Annotated in this window: 17 protein-coding genes; 8 read left to right on the top strand and 9 right to left on the bottom strand. The window is 58.5% G+C overall.

Annotated elements, in window-relative coordinates:
* Position 1 precedes the first annotated feature (1 nt).
* From V6L79_RS17650 to V6L79_RS17640, 3 genes are all read left to right on the top strand, one after another.
* Positions 2–1,387, top strand: coding sequence for a PLP-dependent aminotransferase family protein (locus tag V6L79_RS17650; protein WP_338579267.1), 1,386 nt, complete (start codon positions 2–4; stop codon positions 1,385–1,387).
* Positions 1,388–1,422: 35 nt separating this feature from the next.
* Positions 1,423–1,647, top strand: a complete 225-nt coding sequence (locus V6L79_RS17645) for a hypothetical protein (protein WP_095000442.1) — start codon at positions 1,423–1,425, stop codon at positions 1,645–1,647.
* A gap of 108 nt (positions 1,648–1,755) precedes the next feature.
* Entirely contained in the window at positions 1,756–2,358 is a 603-nt protein-coding gene (locus tag V6L79_RS17640; RefSeq protein WP_261738624.1) for a hypothetical protein, read from the top strand.
* A gap of 44 nt (positions 2,359–2,402) precedes the next feature.
* On the opposite strand, the gene V6L79_RS17635 is transcribed toward V6L79_RS17640, so the two are convergent.
* From V6L79_RS17635 to V6L79_RS17620, 4 genes are all read right to left on the bottom strand, one after another.
* Entirely contained in the window at positions 2,403–3,080 is a 678-nt protein-coding gene (locus tag V6L79_RS17635) for an RES family NAD+ phosphorylase (RefSeq protein ID WP_321833601.1), read from the bottom strand.
* Entirely contained in the window at positions 3,080–3,481 is a 402-nt protein-coding gene (locus V6L79_RS17630; protein ID WP_261738622.1) for an MbcA/ParS/Xre antitoxin family protein, read from the bottom strand. The genes V6L79_RS17635 and V6L79_RS17630 overlap by 1 nt, the downstream gene beginning before the upstream one ends.
* Before the next feature lie 80 nt (positions 3,482–3,561).
* Positions 3,562–4,638: a DUF1615 domain-containing protein gene (locus V6L79_RS17625; protein WP_321836519.1), complete on the bottom strand. Its 1,077-nt coding sequence runs from the start codon at positions 4,636–4,638 to the stop codon at positions 3,562–3,564.
* A gap of 76 nt (positions 4,639–4,714) precedes the next feature.
* Positions 4,715–5,056, bottom strand: a complete 342-nt coding sequence (locus V6L79_RS17620) for an FKBP-type peptidyl-prolyl cis-trans isomerase (protein WP_261738621.1) — start codon at positions 5,054–5,056, stop codon at positions 4,715–4,717.
* 302 nt (positions 5,057–5,358) lie between these two features.
* On the opposite strand from V6L79_RS17620, the gene V6L79_RS17615 reads away from it, so the two are divergent.
* The 4 genes from V6L79_RS17615 to V6L79_RS17600 all read left to right on the top strand — a co-directional run bounded on the left by V6L79_RS17615 (position 5,359) and on the right by V6L79_RS17600 (position 9,910).
* The gene (locus V6L79_RS17615) at positions 5,359–7,617 is read left to right on the top strand and encodes a FepA family TonB-dependent siderophore receptor (RefSeq protein ID WP_321833598.1); all 2,259 of its coding nucleotides are present in this window, start codon (positions 5,359–5,361) and stop codon (positions 7,615–7,617) included.
* Positions 7,618–7,747: 130 nt separating this feature from the next.
* On the top strand, positions 7,748–8,038 hold the full coding sequence (locus V6L79_RS17610; RefSeq protein WP_261738619.1) for an iron transporter: 291 nt from the start codon (positions 7,748–7,750) through the stop codon (positions 8,036–8,038).
* A complete protein-coding gene (locus V6L79_RS17605; protein WP_338579266.1) occupies positions 8,035–9,573 on the top strand; it encodes a PepSY-associated TM helix domain-containing protein in 1,539 nt (512 codons plus the stop codon). The genes V6L79_RS17610 and V6L79_RS17605 overlap by 4 nt, the downstream gene beginning before the upstream one ends.
* Position 9,574: 1 nt before the next feature.
* A complete protein-coding gene (locus V6L79_RS17600; protein ID WP_261738617.1) occupies positions 9,575–9,910 on the top strand; it encodes a DUF3325 domain-containing protein in 336 nt (111 codons plus the stop codon).
* A gap of 109 nt (positions 9,911–10,019) precedes the next feature.
* Here V6L79_RS17600 and V6L79_RS17595 read toward each other — a convergent pair whose 3' ends face one another.
* From V6L79_RS17595 to V6L79_RS17575, 5 genes are all read right to left on the bottom strand, one after another.
* The gene (locus V6L79_RS17595; RefSeq protein WP_321833596.1) at positions 10,020–10,703 is read right to left on the bottom strand and encodes an amino acid ABC transporter permease; all 684 of its coding nucleotides are present in this window, start codon (positions 10,701–10,703) and stop codon (positions 10,020–10,022) included.
* Between the two features lie 2 nt (positions 10,704–10,705).
* A complete protein-coding gene (locus tag V6L79_RS17590; protein ID WP_261738615.1) occupies positions 10,706–11,434 on the bottom strand; it encodes an amino acid ABC transporter permease in 729 nt (242 codons plus the stop codon).
* A gap of 77 nt (positions 11,435–11,511) precedes the next feature.
* Positions 11,512–12,318: an ABC transporter substrate-binding protein gene (locus V6L79_RS17585; protein WP_261738614.1), complete on the bottom strand. Its 807-nt coding sequence runs from the start codon at positions 12,316–12,318 to the stop codon at positions 11,512–11,514.
* A 146-nt stretch (positions 12,319–12,464) separates the two neighbouring features.
* Positions 12,465–13,853 carry a HAMP domain-containing sensor histidine kinase gene (locus tag V6L79_RS17580; RefSeq protein WP_261738613.1) on the bottom strand — a complete coding sequence of 463 codons (1,389 nt, stop codon included), beginning with the start codon at positions 13,851–13,853 and terminating at the stop codon, positions 12,465–12,467.
* Positions 13,831–14,514 (bottom strand): response regulator transcription factor, encoded by a 684-nt coding sequence (locus V6L79_RS17575; RefSeq protein WP_321833593.1) that lies wholly within the window; start codon positions 14,512–14,514, stop codon positions 13,831–13,833. Before V6L79_RS17575 ends, V6L79_RS17580 begins: the two co-directional genes overlap by 23 nt.
* 218 nt (positions 14,515–14,732) lie before the next feature.
* On the opposite strand from V6L79_RS17575, the gene V6L79_RS17570 reads away from it, so the two are divergent.
* Positions 14,733–16,088, top strand: coding sequence for an MATE family efflux transporter (locus tag V6L79_RS17570; RefSeq protein WP_261738611.1), 1,356 nt, complete (start codon positions 14,733–14,735; stop codon positions 16,086–16,088).
* Positions 16,089–16,194 lie beyond the last annotated feature (106 nt).

The raw sequence follows: 16,194 nt of genomic DNA, 5'->3' as shown, positions 1-16,194 counted from the left end.
AATGTGGATACCAACGCTTAGCGACACCGAGCAGCCGCGCTATCTGGCGTTGGTCGATGCCATCACCCAGGCCATCGCCAGCGGCGAGTTGCAACCCGGCGCACGCTTGCCGCCACAGCGGCGACTGGCCTGGGCGCTGGGCTGGAACCCCAGCACCACCATGCAGGCCTATCGCGAGGCGGCGCGCCGGCACCTGGTGTCGGGTGAGGTCGGGCGTGGCACTTATGTGCTGGCGGGCAGTCAGGAAGCGACCCTGTTTCGGCTGCAACACGCCGATGAGCACACGGCCCGCATTGACCTGAGAACCAATGTGCCGGCCATCGACAAGATTGGCGAGCAAGATGCACAGGCCTTGTCCTGGTTGCTCGACAGTAGCCAGGCGATCCGTTTGCAGGGCTACCTGAGTGCAGCGGATTTATTGCTGGCACGGGTACAGGGCGCGGCCTGGCTCAACGGACGAGGGCTGAAACTGAATGTGGACAACATCATGCTGTGCACCGGTGCTCAGCAGGGGCTGTTCACCGTACTGCTGTCGTTGTGTCAGGCAGGTGAGCCGGTGCTGGTCGAAGCCTTTACCGCGCCGGGAATAAAGGCTGCCTGCGCTCAGTTGCGTTTACCCATGCATGGGGTTGCGATGGATCGCCAGGGCATTGTGCCGGAAGACTTCGATCGGATGATCCGCGCCACGGGGGCACGGACTGCGGTACTAACGCCAACTCTGCAGAACCCGACCTCGGCGGTGATGAGCGTTGAGCGCAAACAGGCGATTGCCCAGATTGCCCGGCGTCACGGCGTGCATGTGATCGAAGATGATGTGTACGGCGCGCTGACTGACAGCCCGCCGCTGCACCTGTTTTTACCCGAATTCGGGGTGTTGGTGACCAGCCTGTCCAAGACCGTTGCGGCGGGTGTACGCCTGGGCTGGATCGCCGCGAGCCCACAACTGTTGGCGCGTATCGATCCCTATGCACAGTCGGCGCACTGGGGTGTTTCGCCGCTGTGCATGGCCATCGCTTGCCAATGGATCAGCGATGGCACGGCGCACGCGCGAGTGCAGTGGCAAACGCAGGAAGTTGCCCGGCGCTGGCGTTTGGCAAAAAAGATCCTTGGTCCGTCGATGTATCAGGCAGACACGCCTTCGCCGCATATCTGGGTAACAGTGGCTGAGGGTGCCGAAACCTGCCGTGCAGCCGGGGTTGATGTAGTGCCTGCGGATGTATTTGCGGTGAAGTCCACGGCGACCGATGCGGTGCGCATCAGCCTGACGGCGGCTGCCAGTGCCCAGGTTTTGAAAGTGGCGCTGGAGCGGATTACGGCAATACACCCACCTTGTGGGAGCCGGCTTGCCGGCGATAGCATCACTGGCAAGCCAGCTCCAACAGCTTGACCGACGCGTTCAGAATCCTCACAAAAGGCAGATCCATGCGCAGAGAAATTGGCTACTGGCACCGCGAAGGTCGCGAGTTGTTTTATTACCTGGAATTCAAACCCGAAACCGCCGAGTTTTACCTGACCTGCGAACACACCCCCGCAGAGGGCGAAGGCAGTGTGCGCTCGGTGTTGCTGAGCGAAGCCCGGGGCGAGCGCTACTACGAAGATGCGTTATTGATCATCAAGGAGGAACTGTTCAAGCAATACACCCTCTGAGAGGTGTCGCGATCAATGATCTGGTTTAAGGCCAGGGCAAGATAAGTCGATAATGCCGGGGGCCCGGCAGGTGTCGGGTCAGGACGTTGTAATTGAAAGGAGCTGTAGATGCGCGCGTTTTATATCTTTACCCTGTTGGGTACCTTGCTGTTGGCCGGTTGCGCAAGCAACCCGATGGACCCGGTCGCGGACCAGACGATACCTGCAGCTGCGCCGGACAAGGCACAAGTGGTGTTTATGCGCGATGCCTATACCGGCAAAGCGATTGTCTCTTCGCTGTATGACGTGACCGATGGCAAGACCCAATTTATTGGCGTAATGGCCAACGGCACGAAAATCGCCTACCCGACCACGCCAGGCAAACATACCTTTATGGTGGTGTCAGAAGCGGCGGACTTTATGGAAGCCGATCTTGTTGCAGGCAAAACCTACTACGCGCTGGTGACGCCGCGTATGGGCTTGTGGAAAGCACGTTTTTCACTGTGGCCTATCAGCAATGACCCTGAGGCGGCTCACAGCCTGAAGTCCAAGAACTTCAAAGGCTGGGTTGAAGATACCGATCTGGTGACCAACTCGCCGAAATCACTGGCCTGGTACGAGCGTGTTAAAGCCAGCATTGAGAAAAAACGCGCTGAATACTGGCCGGTCTGGCAGGAAAAGAGCGCTGACGCGGTTGCCGAGCGTACGCTCAAGCCGAGCGATGGCTTGTAACACTTGAGTCGAGGCAGGGCGGCGACAGTCATGTCGCCCTGACCTCATCTGGGTACTTCACTGACCTGCAACACCCAGGCAATCGCCTGCGTCCTTTCATCCCACACATACCGAAAATGCTGGCCCTGCACGGGTAGCGAAAGCGCTGGTGGGCGGAACGCTGCGACACATTCGTGGCCGCTCAGGCGCACGCTGTTGTACAGCAGCCCCCAAACACCCTCTTCGCGCAATGGCCGGGCGAAGGCCTGGGACAGGCCATAGCTGGCAGGTGCCGGCTGATGCAAGCCGGGGTCGCCACGCACATCTATCATCGGCTGCACCACACGGTTGATATAGGTACGCATGGTGATTTCAATACTGGGTTCGCGGGTGGCCCGCCAGAATTGCTCCTGATGAAAACAGGTTTCAGCAATCGCCGCCTCGACGCTGCTGGCGCAGTAATACACACCGTAGCTGCCATCGGTAAAGCGACTGGCTCGGCCAATATGGGTAAAGGCGGCCATCACCGGTGTTGAGCCTTCGCCGCACAGGCGGTCTTCTGGCCTGACCCTGTTCAGCACCCCGGCCTGGTCTCGCAGGCGATCATTGGTCAAGCTTTCGAGGACAAAGGCAATCTCCAGATCGGCCGGGTCCAGGGTGTCTTCAAATACTGAGATGGGCGGGAAAGCGCTGTTGATGATGCGATAAGCCTTGTTCCAGCCAGGCAGCACTGCATCTGGCATCAGCCGCGTACTCCATCCAGATAACGGCGCACATCCGCCAGGTCGACCACCTGGCCCGCAAGCATATAGCTCAAGGCACTCTGGCCATTAAAAGGCGCGGCGGTGTTGGCTTTGTGCACCCATTCATAGGCACGCTCAGGCTGATTACTGAACAGAATGCGCAACGCCTTGTGCATGCCCATCAGGTATGAAATGCGCTCCAGAGTGTCATGAGGCAAACGCACGTTCGGCAGCTTTTTGTACTTGAAGTATGTGGTGTTGCCGATGGAGCCGAGCAGTGTGCACTGTTGCTCCTTGGTGCACCCCCAATGTTCCATCAGGCTGAAGAAAAAGGTCAGGGCAACGCGACCGGCATCGCCGCTGGTGATATCGGGCTGGGGGTCGTGGGCAACTAGATGCATGACTGCCTCCAAGGTGTTTATGCCCTCAGCCTACACCCGATATGAATTATTTCAAGAAAACAGTTCGTATCTGAATATGTTCAGCGCCTTGGCAGTGTCTTCGCCCGGTTCATGCACTGCTGACGACGTTCATCTACCCGCTTGGCAAACCAGGCGGTGGTCAGGTTGCGGGTGATTTTCGGGCTTTGCAGGGTGATCCCCGGCAGTACGGCGCGGGGTAGGGGTTTGCCTTGTTGGCGATCGGCGAGGGCAAAGACGCCCTGGTAGAGATCGGTTTTATTGAAGTCCAGACTGTCGCCTTTTTCGAGTTGGCGGCGGATAGCGTTATTGCTCAAGCCCAATTGCTTGCCCAAGGCGCGCACCGCCAGCTCAGTCGAGCCGAGGTTGTAAGAGCCGGGGATGGTCAGATCGCCATCCAGTGCCAGCGGGATGCCTGAAGCCTGACTTACGGCGCTCTGAAACGCGGCATTGCGACTGGCGTACCAGCCGGCATTGAAGTCGGCAAAACGGTACAGCGATTGTGTGTAGTCGACCGGGTAGCCCAACAGGTGGGCGATGCCGAAATACATGCCACCGCGTCGGGTAAAGACTTCCCGGCGGATCGAGTGGGCAACGGGGTAGGGATATTCCCGCGCCTGTTTCTCGGCAAAGGCAATACTGACCTGCATCGGGCCGCCGGTGTGAACAGGATTCAAGCTGCCAAACAGGCTTTTGCCCAGCGGCACCATGCCGATAAAGTCGTCAAAAATAGCGCTCAGCTGACCTTCGGTGCGGGCCGCATCGAGGCGTTGGTTGTAGGTTTTACCGGTGGGCGAGGTGATATTCAGCGCGCTGCGCACCACAAATTCGGGGATATGCAGCTTGCCGGCGCGGCGGTTGATTTCGGTACGGGCGATAGTGGCCAGCCCCGGCACCGGCGGATCGGCCTGAAAGGTCGACTCCTGCTCTGTAACGGCCAATACCGAACACAGGTTTTCATCGGTGGGGGACAGCCCTTGTGCGGCAAAGGCTGCATAAATGTCAGTTGCCCAGCCCTGGCGATCCGAGGTCTTGGCCGGTAGCAGTTGCACGATGCGTGAGCGGGCCTGATCGGGGGTTATATCCGGCAGTGTGCGCGAGGCCTGGCTGCTGCAACCCGCCAGTACAACCAGCGGCATCAGCGGTAATAAACGCCTGAAAAATCGATTCACCCGATCAAACTCCTTAAACAATGCAGTGTGGGTACGCAGGCAATCAATCGTCGCGCGTCAGCACTTCCAGCAGTTCGATCTCAAACCGCAGGTTAGAGTTCGCAGTGATATGCGCGCCCATGCTTCTTTCACCATAGGCCAGGTGTGCGGGAACCTGCAGTGCACGTTTGCCGCCTACCTTCATTCCCATGAGGCCAATATCCCAGCCTTTAATTACCCGGCCGGTGCCAATAACGCACTGGAACGGCTTGCCACGTTGAAACGAAGAGTCGAACACAGTGCCATCTTCGAGCCAGCCGGTGTATTGCGTAGTGATCAATGCGCCTTTGACCACGGCTTTGCCGTCGCCGTGTAACAGGTCAGTGATGTGCAGTTCGTCAGTCATGGGCGGCTCAGAAAGTAGGATGAACGATTGATTTAGGCAGGGTTTTTCTCAATTTGAAGAGCATTTAGCAATGGATTTAAATTTTTTTCTGTGGGAAAAGGCTCTAAAACAAAGGGATTGGGGAACTTGCGAATGAGGTCCGATGTCAATTGCGCTTTACTCTCAATTGAGAGTGTTTATCATTACAGCCCTGGCAGTGCCGGGGAGAGCTAAACCACGACGTGCCCTTTTGGGGGCGTGCGTCAGCGATTTCCAGCCTTTGGCCTGCTGAGCACACTCCATTGTTAAGGGATCAACTGGACATGTCGTCTCGATTCAACCGCAGTCATCTTTCACTGGCTCTCATGGCCGCACTGGCTTCGCCAACCCTGCTCGCCGATGCACTTGAACGCGAGCGTGACGAAGTACCGGTAGAGGCCGCCGATTTGCCGGTGGATGGCACCCGACAGGCGCTGCAACTTGAAGAAACCCGCGTACTGGGCACCGCAGCCCAAGAGCTGAAGCAGGCTCCGGGTGTGTCGATCATCACCGCCGAAGACATCAAAAAACGCCCGCCCGCCAATGATCTCTCTGACATCATCCGTCGTGAGCCGGGGGTCAACCTCACTGGCAACAGTTCCAGCGGCGCGCGCGGTAACAACCGCCAGATCGACCTGCGCGGCATGGGCCCGGAAAACACCCTGATCCTGATCGACGGCAAACCGTCTTCTTCGCGTAACGCCCAACGTTATGGCTGGAGCGGCGACCGTGATACCCGTGGCGAAACCAACTGGGTGCCGGCCGAAGAAGTCGAACGCATCGAGATCCTGCGTGGCCCGGCAGCGGCACGTTATGGCTCAGGGGCAATGGGCGGGGTGGTCAATATCATCACCAAGCGCCCTTCGGACAAGCTTAGCGGCTCGATGACGGCCTATTACCTGTCGCCGGAAGACGACTCGGAAGGCGTCAGCAAGCGCACCAACTTCAATCTCAGCGGACCGATCACGGACGATCTGGTGTTTCGTGTATATGGCGGTGTAAACAAGACGGATGCCGATGATGCGGGCATCAACACCGCAGCCCAAGCGTCCCCCGACAGTGTAGTGGCTGGCCGCGAAGGCGTGCGCAACAAGGACGTCAATGGCTTGCTCAGCTGGCAGTTCACCCCGGAGCAGAGCCTGGATCTGGAAGCCAGCTATAGCCGCCAGGGCAATATTTTTGCCGGTGACACCATGCTCAATAGCGGTGGTGATTTCGTTAACAGCCTGACCGGTAAAGAAACCAGCGTGCTGCAGCGCAGCAGCTTTTCGGCGACCCACAATGGCTCGTTCGACTGGGGCTCCACCATGGCTTCGCTAACCCACGACCTGACCCGCAACGCACGCCTCAACGAAGGCCTGGCAGGTTATGGCGAAGGTGCGCCGTCTGAAAGTGCTGGCCGATTCGAATCGCGGTTGCGCAACACTCGAGCCACCGGCGAAGTGAACCTGCCGTTGAACATGGGCACCGCCCAAGTACTGACACTGGGCGGCGAGTACCTCTACGAGTCGCTCAATGACCCGGGCTCATTACGTGTGCAAAGCTGGGATCCGGGCACAGATGGCACGCCGGGCATTCCCGGTACGGACCGTACGCAAACCAAATCCACTGCCAACAGCTATGCGTTCTACGTCGAGGACAATATCGAAGTCGGCGCCAAGACCATCGTCACCCCCGGCGTGCGCTTCGATCACCACAGCGAGTTTGGCGGTAACTGGAGCCCGAGCCTCAACGCTTCGCACCAGATCACTGATGAGCTGAGCATCAAGGGCGGTATTGCCCGTGCCTACAAAACCCCCAACCTGTACCAGTCCAACCCCAACTACCTGCTGTACAGCCGTGGCACGGGTTGCAGTTCGGCAGAGGTGAATATCGGTGGTTGCTACCTGGTGGGCAATCCGGACCTGAAACCGGAAATCAGCATCAACAAAGAGATCGGCCTGGCATTCGACAAAGGCACATGGCGCACCAGCGCCACGTATTTCCGCAACGACTACCAGAACAAGATCAATGCCAGCAACGAATCGGCATTCCGCCTGCCCAACGGGCGTCGCGTGCTGCAATGGGAAAACAGCGGCAAGGCCATCGTGCAAGGGGTTGAGGGCAATCTATTTGTCAGCTTGCGCGACGATCTGGACTGGAACACCAACCTGACCTACATGATCGAAAGCAAGGACAAGGAAACTGGCGATCCGCTGAGTATTATCCCCAAGTACACCCTCAACACTATGCTCGACTGGTATGCCACCGAGAAGCTGTCGTTCCAGGTCAGCGGTACTTACTACGGCAAGCAGGAAGCGCCCAAGCGTAATAATCGCGCCAACGAAGCACTCGACAAATCGGTGCAGCAGCCCGTTGACCCGTATGGCCTGGTGGGCCTGAGCAGTGGCTATGAGTTCAATAAAAACTTCAGTGTGCGGGTGGGCATCAACAACCTGTTCGACAAGCAGCTGTACCGCAAGGGCAACTCTGACGAAGCGGGCGCGCAGACCTACAACGAAGCGGGCCGTGCCTACTTCGCCTCGGTGACCAGCTCGTTCTGATAACAACCCGGGCCTGATCACCGTTAGCGGTGCAGGCACTAACAGGCGCGACATTCGTGAATAACGGGTGCCGCGCCGTTGTCGCATCTGGCGCAGGCAAAACGCAGAGCTTGATGAGGAATTGAAAAACATGAAACTCGCAACCTCGGCCTGGGCGCCGATTGTGTCTCGCACACTGGCTGCATTGGTCGGTGGCTACGTTTTTACCTATGCCTTTACTGCTGCATTGGCGCGGCTGCTGCCGCTGGACAATGTAGATGCCATGATCGTCGCCAGTCTGCTGTCGTTTGTGATCTACACCTTCGCCATCCTGTGGGCGTTTGCCGCCCGCCACCAGTGGTCGGCCTGGATGGGCGCGGTACTTGCGCTACCGTTGGCCGCCATCGGTTTTTGGCCGCAATTGCTGGAGCAACTGGGATGAAACAGACCCTGACCCAATCCATGGCCTGGCTACACACCTGGGGTGGCCTGATTGTTGGCTGGTTGCTGTTCGTGATTTTTTTGACCGGCAGCCTGGCGGTATTCGATCAAGAGATCGATAACTGGATGACCCCCGAACTGCCTGCGCACCACCTCACCGATGAGCAGGCCGCGCAGCGGGCACTGTCCTACCTGCGAGAGCACAAGGCGGACGCGAAGCAATGGGGGATCAGCCTGCCTTACGAGCGTTCGCCGCAGCTTCAGGCCTCTACTGGCGGGCGCCGCGACGGCGTGTCGGTGACACTCGATCCCGACACCGGCGAAGTGATACCGGTACGCGAGACGGTCGGTGGGCGGTTTTTCTTCCTGTTTCACTTCACCTTGCATATGCCACGCATGATCGGCATCTATCTGGTCGGTGCACTGGCCATGGGCATGCTCGCGGCACTGGTCAGCGGCATCGTGATTCACAAGAAGTTCTTCAAGGAATTCTTCACCTTCCGGCCTGCCAAGGGCCAGCGCTCATGGCTTGACGCCCACAACGCCAGTGCCGTGCTGCTGTTGCCGTTTCACCTGATGATCACTTACAGCGGGCTGGCGATTTTTTTGGTGATCTACATGCCCGCCGCAATGGATGCGTTGTTCGATGGCAATCGCGAGGCTTTTTTCAAGGCCCAGGACTCGGCGCCACCGGCGCTTGAGGTCAAGCGCGGGGCGACTGTCGAACCGGCGCCGCTGGTGGCTCTTGGGCCGTTGCTGAGCAAAGCCCGCGAGGTGATGGGCCCATTGAGCGGAGTGAGCATCAGCAACCCAGGGCAGAGCAATGCCGAAATTCAGATCCGGCCGATCCTGGGCAATCGCATCGCTCTGATCAAAGGTGGAGGCATGCGCTTCGACGGGGTCACAGGCGAGCAAATATCCAGGCCGACTGAAATGCGTCCTACGGTGTTGACGCACCGGGTGATTTCGGGGCTGCACTTTGCCCAGTTTGGCGGCTATCCGATGCGCTGGCTGTACTTCGTTTGCGGCCTGATCAGCAGCGCCATGATCGGCAGCGGGCTGGTGTTGTTCACGGTCAAGCGGCGGCGTAAATACGCCAGCGAAAGCCGCGTGGCGCAGGCCCTCTATCGTGTGGTTGAAGCGTTCAACATCACCGTCATGGCTGGCCTGAGCCTGGCCTGCATCAGCCTGCTGTGGGGCAACCGCTTGCTGGCGTCAGGGATGGCAGAACGTGCCGATGCTGAATTGAACGTGTTCTTTGGTGTTTGGGCCTTGAGCCTGGTCCATGCGTTGTTGCGTCCGCGCATGCAGGCCTGGCGCGAGCAACTAGGGCTGGCGGGGCTGATGTGTTTGGGCTTGCCCTTGCTCAGCGTGTTGACGGTTAATCGGCCTTGGGCACTGCATAGCAGCATGGGCCTGGAGCTGACCGCGATGGCCCTGGGTGGCTTGTTGCTGTGGGCCTGCTGGAAAGTATCGCAACCGGTGGTTGAGCGGGTGCCGCGTAAAAAGACTGCCGCTATGGCCGAGGTGAATTGACATGCTGGCTAATTTTTTTGCCGCACTGGGGTTCGCTTACATCGGCATGCTTGCCCTGTGTCAGGGGTTGGAACGCCATTACAAACAGGTCTGGGGCAAACCCCCGTCGGTTCGCTTGAGCCGATTGCTGCGGGTTGCAGGCTGGGTGAGCCTGGGTTTTAGCTTCTGGTTTTGCGGGCAGGCCTGGGGTTGGGCGATGGGGCCGGTCGGCTGGTTTGGTATGCTCTCATTGAGTGGTTTTGGGTTACTGATGCTGTTGCCGTACCGGTCACGGCTGGCAGTGTGGTTGCCCATGGGTTTTGTGCCGGTGTGGGCGCTGATTGAAACCCTGGCCTGAAACCTGAAACCTGAAACCTGTAGCCGCTGCCGCAGGACCTTCTTTTGTAACCTTGATAGCGTGGGGGCCGCTGCGCTGCCTATCGCAGCCTGCGGCAGCGGCTACAGGTTTACTTGCGTGCGGTCTTGGGTTTTACCCAACGATTGGCAATCAAGTCCAGGCTGCTGCAAAACACGAAGTACACCAGTGCCACAAACAGGAAGATCTCGGTCGGGTGCACCATCACCCGATTGCTGACCTGGGTGGCGACAAACGACAGCTCGCCAACCCCAATCACATACGCCAGCGAGGTGTCCTTGATCAGTGAGATCCATTGATTGAGAAAAGACGGCAGCATCATTGGCAAAGCCTGCGGCAGGATGATCAGGCGCAGCACTTGCCAGCTCCCGAGCCCCAGCGCCTTGCCCGCAGCCCATTGCCCGGGAGGCAGGCTGCTGATCCCGGCATACACCGAGTGCGCCAGATACGCGCCACCGATCAGCGACAGCGCGCATACCACCGTGGCCAGTGCCGGTACATCGACCTTGAACATGATGGGCAGCAGGAAGTAACTCCAGAAAATCAGCATCACCACTGGAATCGCTCGCAAAAAGCCCAATACGCCGAGCAACAGCCAGCGCACTTTTCCGCGAATCATCACCAGCGCAATACCCAGCACCAGCCCCAGCACCGCCGAGATTACCCCGGACAGTGCACTCAAGAGCAAGGTCAGGGCTGCGCCGCCCAGCGGGCCGTTGGGCCAGGCGCCAATCAAGAAGTACGACAGATTGTCGCTAATTACCGAAAAATCCATGTTTACACCACTCCCTGGCGATACCACTTGCTGCGTGCAATCAATTGGCCGATCACCTCGATCAACGCAATGCTGGCCACATATAGCAGGGTGGCAAAACCGAAGGCTTGAAAGGTCTTGAAGGTTTCAGTCTCGACCTGACGCGAGGCGTAAGACAGTTCAGCCAAGCCAATGGCCATGGTCAGCGACGAGTTCTTCAGGGCATTCATGTACTGCCCCAACAATGGTCCCAAGGCCGTGCGCAGTGCCTGCGGGAACACGATATAGCGCCACACCTGCGCCGGTTTGAAGCCCAGCGCCAGGCCCGCCGCCCGTTGCTCAATGCGCACCGAACTGACCCCTGCGCGAAACTCTTCGCAAATAAAGGCGGCGGTATAAAGCATCAAGCCCCAGAACCCGGCAAGAAACTCGAAGGACGGCCATTCGATTTCAAACAGACCCAATGACAGGCTGCGCGGCTGATTGAGCCACATCACCAGCCCTTCGGGCAGCATCGCCGTGACCCCGAAGTACCAAAAGAACAGCTGCACCAGCAGCGGTGTATTACGAAACAGGGCCAGGTAGGCCCGTGCTGGCCACGACCACAGGCGCGACGGTGAGAGGCGCGCCAGACACAGCAAAAAGCCCAGCCCGGTTGCCACCAGGCAGGTCAGGAGCGAAAGAATCAGGGTGAGGACAAAACCATCGAGCAACCAGTGCAGGTATTGCGGGGCAAGCAGTTCACCGAACATAAACAGCGTCCATCCAGAAACGAACAAACCCGTCCGGTTGACCGGGACGGGCTTAAAGGTGCCGCGAAAAAGGGGAGTTAGCTTTTGTCACCGATCTTGTACAGACGGGTCAGCGGGGTCTTGGTGGTCGGGCCGAACCAAGTGTCATAGATGCCCTGTGCCTTGCCCTGGGCTTCCAGGTCGGTGAGGGTCTGGTTGACCACTTCGGTCAGGCGCGCTTCACCTTTTGGAATGCCGACGCCGATCAGGTCATTGGAAATGGTGAACGGCGGCACTTCGTATTTGTCCTTGTCCGGCACATTGGCCAGCAGGCCGATCAGCTTCGGGCCGTCCTGGGTGATGGCTTGCACGTTGCCGTTGCGCAGGGCAGTGAAGGCGAACGGAGTGTCATCGTAGGCCACCACTTTGGCGCCCGGGAACTTCTCGCGCAGCACACCTTCGTTGACCGTGCCCTTGTCGACACCCACGCGCCATTTGTTCAGTTCTTCCGGGGACTTGAGCGTGCCTTTCTTGACGATAAATTGCTGGCCCGAGGCGAAATACGGAATGCTGAAATTCACCTGCTCGGCGCGTTCAGGGGTGATGGTGAAGTTGGCCAGTACCAGATCCACCTTGTTTGCCACCAGCAACGGCACACGGTTGGCCGGGTTGGTCGGCTGTAGTTGCAGCTTCACGCCCAGCTTGTCAGCAATGGCCTTGGCGTAGTCGACATCCAGACCCTCAATCTGCTTGCTCTTGGCATCGACAAAACCAAACGGCGGGTTGCTGTCAAACGAAGCCACGCGCAGCACACCGGATTTTTTGATGTCATCCAGACGATCGGCGTGGGCCAGGCCAGACAAAACAGCCAAGGTCAGAGCGGTGAGGGCAGTGAGTTTTTTCATTTCGTTCTCATCATGAGTTGGAAGAGTTATGACGAGAGTCTTGCAGGAAAATTAGCTTTTAAAAAAGAATATAAAATGATTTAAATATTCTATTTTGGTATATGCAGTGGCGCCACTCACTCCCATAGGTATTGTGCAAAATTGGTCTACCCCTGATTTATCAGACTTTGCCGGCAATGCAGCGTTAGCCAGGCGCCGCCGCCTTCGCGGTTACTGACGTCCAAAGTAAAGCCATGCAGGCTGACGATGGCGGCGACGATGGACAGCCCAAGGCCAAAACCACCGTGCTTGTCATCACAACGGTAAAAGCGCTGGAACACGGCGACCCGCTCGGCTTCTGGGATGCCGGGGCCAGTGTCGAGCACCTCAATGCGCGGGCTGGCGCCATCGTCTGTGGCACGCAAGATCACTTCACCTCCGGGTGGGGTGAATTTGATCGAGTTGCTCAGCAGGTTGGCCAGCGCCTCGAACAGCAGCGCCCGATCGCCTGTCAGGCTGGGCAGTGTTTGCGCTGCGTCGAGAGTCAACGTGACCTGGCCCTCTTCAGCCAGTGGCAGGTAAAAGTCGTACAGTTCTTGTAGCAAGGGCAGCGGGTCGAGTTGCACAAAACCCGAGCGCCGTTGATGGTCTTCCAGCTCGGAAATACGCAGCAAGCCGCGAAAACGCGCCATCAGGGTGTCGGTTTCGCCAATCACTTCGTCCAGTTGCAGCGCTTCGGGCGAACCTTCCACGGCTTGCTGTCGAATTCTGTAGAGCTGCGCCCGCAGGCGAGTGAGCGGGGTACGCAGGTCGTGGGCGATGTTGTCGCACACGCCCTTGACCTCGTGCATCAGCCGTTCGATACGGTCGAGCATGGCGTTGACAATAGCGGCGAGCATGTCCAGTTCGTCACGCCGATTGGACAAGGGCAGGCGGTAGGTCAAATCCCCGGCGACAATGGCTTCGGCGCTGGCCTGGATGGCCCGGATGCGCTGCAGCGGGCGCCTGCGCAACAAGTGCCAGCCCGCAATCCCTGGGATAATGGTCAGCGACAAGCCCCAGAACAGCGCGTGCAAAATGATCCGGGTGACGGCAAACAGCGAGCCGTTGTCGCGCACCAGTACCAGCCAGCGCCCGTCATTGGTCTGGCTGGCCACGGCATCGCAGCTGTCTTGCGGCAGGTTGGGATCGTCGGAGTCGATGCAGGTGCTCAAGGCGTGGATCTGGCCATCCAGAGGCAAGCCTGCAGGGATTGTCTGGATCGGGCCGCTCAGCGGCTTGTGTTGCGCGTCGAACAGCCCATAGGCATCAACTGCACGCATATCGAACGTCATGCTGGTGGCCAGCGCTTCGTCCAGTTGCTCGCCTTCGAACCGGGCAAACAAATGCTGGCGCTGCATAAGTGAATGCTTGGCCAGGTTGCCCAGGTAATCCGAGACTTCGTAATACAGCACCCCCATGAGGATGCAGCTCCAGGCCACGAACAGAAAACTGTACAACGCCAGCAGTCGACTGCTGGAAGAACGCCAGCCCTTAGAGGGGTTCGGCAATGACATAACCCGAGCCTCGAACGGTGCGAATCAGAGGCACTTGGCCGGGCGGGTCGATTTTTTTGCGCAGGCGACCGATATGCACGTCGATCAGGTTGGTGCCCGGGTCGAAGTGATAGCCCCAGACTTCCTCGAAAATCATCATGCGAGAGAGGATTTGCCCGGTGTTGCGCATCAAAAATTCCAGCAGCTTGTACTCGGTGGGCAGCAGGCTCAGCTGTTGTTCGTTGCGGCTGGCTTCGCGGGTAATCAGGTTGAGTTCCAGATCGCAAACCCGCAATGAAGTTTCGAATTTGTCGACCGGGCTTTTGCGTCGTAACAGAACTTCAACCCGGGCCGCCATTTCGTCGCTGGCAAAAGGTTTGGTCAGGTAGTCATCCCCACCGGCGCGCAGGCCGCGTACCCGCTCGTCGACATCGGAGAGGGCGCTGATCATCAAAATCGGGGTGCTGACGCCAATGGTGCGCAGGGTGGTCACGATCGCCAAACCGTCCAGCTCGGGGAGCATGCGGTCGAGGGTGATCAGGTCGTAGTCGCCACTGACCGCCCGGACCAGGCCTTCACGGCCATTGGCTACCCAATCGACCTCAAGGCCGTGGCTGGTCAATTCAGCCACGATTTCTTTCGCCGTTACGGCATCGTCTTCAATGGTCAAAATACGGGTCATACCGTCACCTGATGGGCTTTTGCAGCGGTGAGCACATTTTGCCCACAAAAAGCTGAAACGTTTCTGAATATTTCTTCATGTTCAGCAACCCGTCAGGAAGGGTAGTTGAAATCACCTGTGGTGAGACCTTGAGTTCGTGTCGTGGTTATGCTCAACAGGAACATTCGGATACATTTGCGGTATAACCCTCGTTGTTAATTTTTTCAGGCACTTTGTTCATGCAAACCCCCTCGCAACGGCCGCTGTGGCGAACCTACCTGATTTTCCTCGCGCCGATGGTGCTGTCCAACTTCCTGCAGAGCTTTTCCGGCACCCTCAACGGTATTTATGTCGGGCAACTGCTCGGCACCCAGGCGCTGGCGGCTGTGTCGGGAATGTTTCCCATCGTGTTCTTCTTTATCGCGCTGGTGATTGGTCTGGGGGCCGGTGCGTCGGTGCTGATTGGCCAGGCCTGGGGCGCGCGGGAGACCACGATGGTCAAACAGATCACCGGGGCTACCTTGACCCTTGGTGCGCTGATCGGCCTGCTGGCGGCGGTGCTGGGCAGCCTGCTGGCACGGCCAGCCCTGCAGGCATTGGGCACACCGGTTGACGTGCTGGAAGAGGCAGTCGGCTATGCCCGGGTGATGATGTTGATCATGCCGTTGCTGCTGGTGTTTATTCTTTTTACGCAAATACTGCGTGGGGTCAGTGATACGGTTTCGCCGTTGCTGGCGCTGATGGTGTCTACGGCGGTGGGCTTGCTATTGACCCCGGCCCTTATCCTCGGCTGGATCGGGCTGCCACCGATGGGTATTCAAAGCGCGGCCTATGCGGGGCTGGTGGGTAATATTCTGGCCATGCTGTTTTTGGTGCTGCGCCTGCGCCATAAAAATCATGTGATGGCCCCGGACCGTGAGCTGTGGGCTGCATTGCGCCTGAACCGGGAGATTCTGGGCAAGGTGCTGCGCATCGGTTTGCCTACCGGCGTGCAGATGGTAGTGCTATCGCTGTCGGAGCTGGTGATTCTGGCGCTGGTCAACAGCCACGGTTCCCAGGCTACGGCGGCTTATGGCGCGGTGACCCAGATCGTTAACTACGTGCAGTTCCCGGCGCTGTCGATTGCCATTACTGCCTCGATTCTGGGTGCCCAGGCCATTGGTGCCGGGCGTATCGAGCGCATTGGGCCGATCCTGCGTACCGGTTTGCTGATCAACCTGTGCCTGACCGGAGCCCTGATTGTGCTGGGCTATGTGCTCTCGCACTGGCTGCTGGGGCTGTTTATTACCGACGTTGATGCACGTGTACGGGCTGAGCATCTGTTGCACATCATGTTGTGGAGCATTCTGGTATTTGGCTTCCAGGCAGTTATCGGCGGGATCATGCGTGCCAGCGGCGTAGTACTGGTGCCGATGGGAATCACGATTTTCTGCGTGCTGTGCATCGAGTTGCCGGTGGCCTATGCGCTCAATGCGCATTTTGGGCTTGAGGGCGTATGGATGGCGTTCCCGGTGACCTATATCGCCATGCTGGGCTTGCAGACCGCTTACTACCGGCTGGTCTGGCGGCACAAGCAGATTCAGCGGCTGGTTTGAGCCACTCTCTGTAGATACTCTGTTCCAGGTCAAGCCCCAGTGGGAGCGAGCCTGCTCGCGAATGATCTTCGCGAGCAGGCTCGCTCCCACGCTTGAAGTATCTCTG

Origin of the sequence: Pseudomonas sp. ML2-2023-6 (assembly GCF_037055265.1) — a bacterium.
Taxonomy (GTDB): domain Bacteria; phylum Pseudomonadota; class Gammaproteobacteria; order Pseudomonadales; family Pseudomonadaceae; genus Aquipseudomonas; species Aquipseudomonas kulmbachensis.
This window is presented reverse-complemented; position numbering and strand designations above follow the sequence as displayed.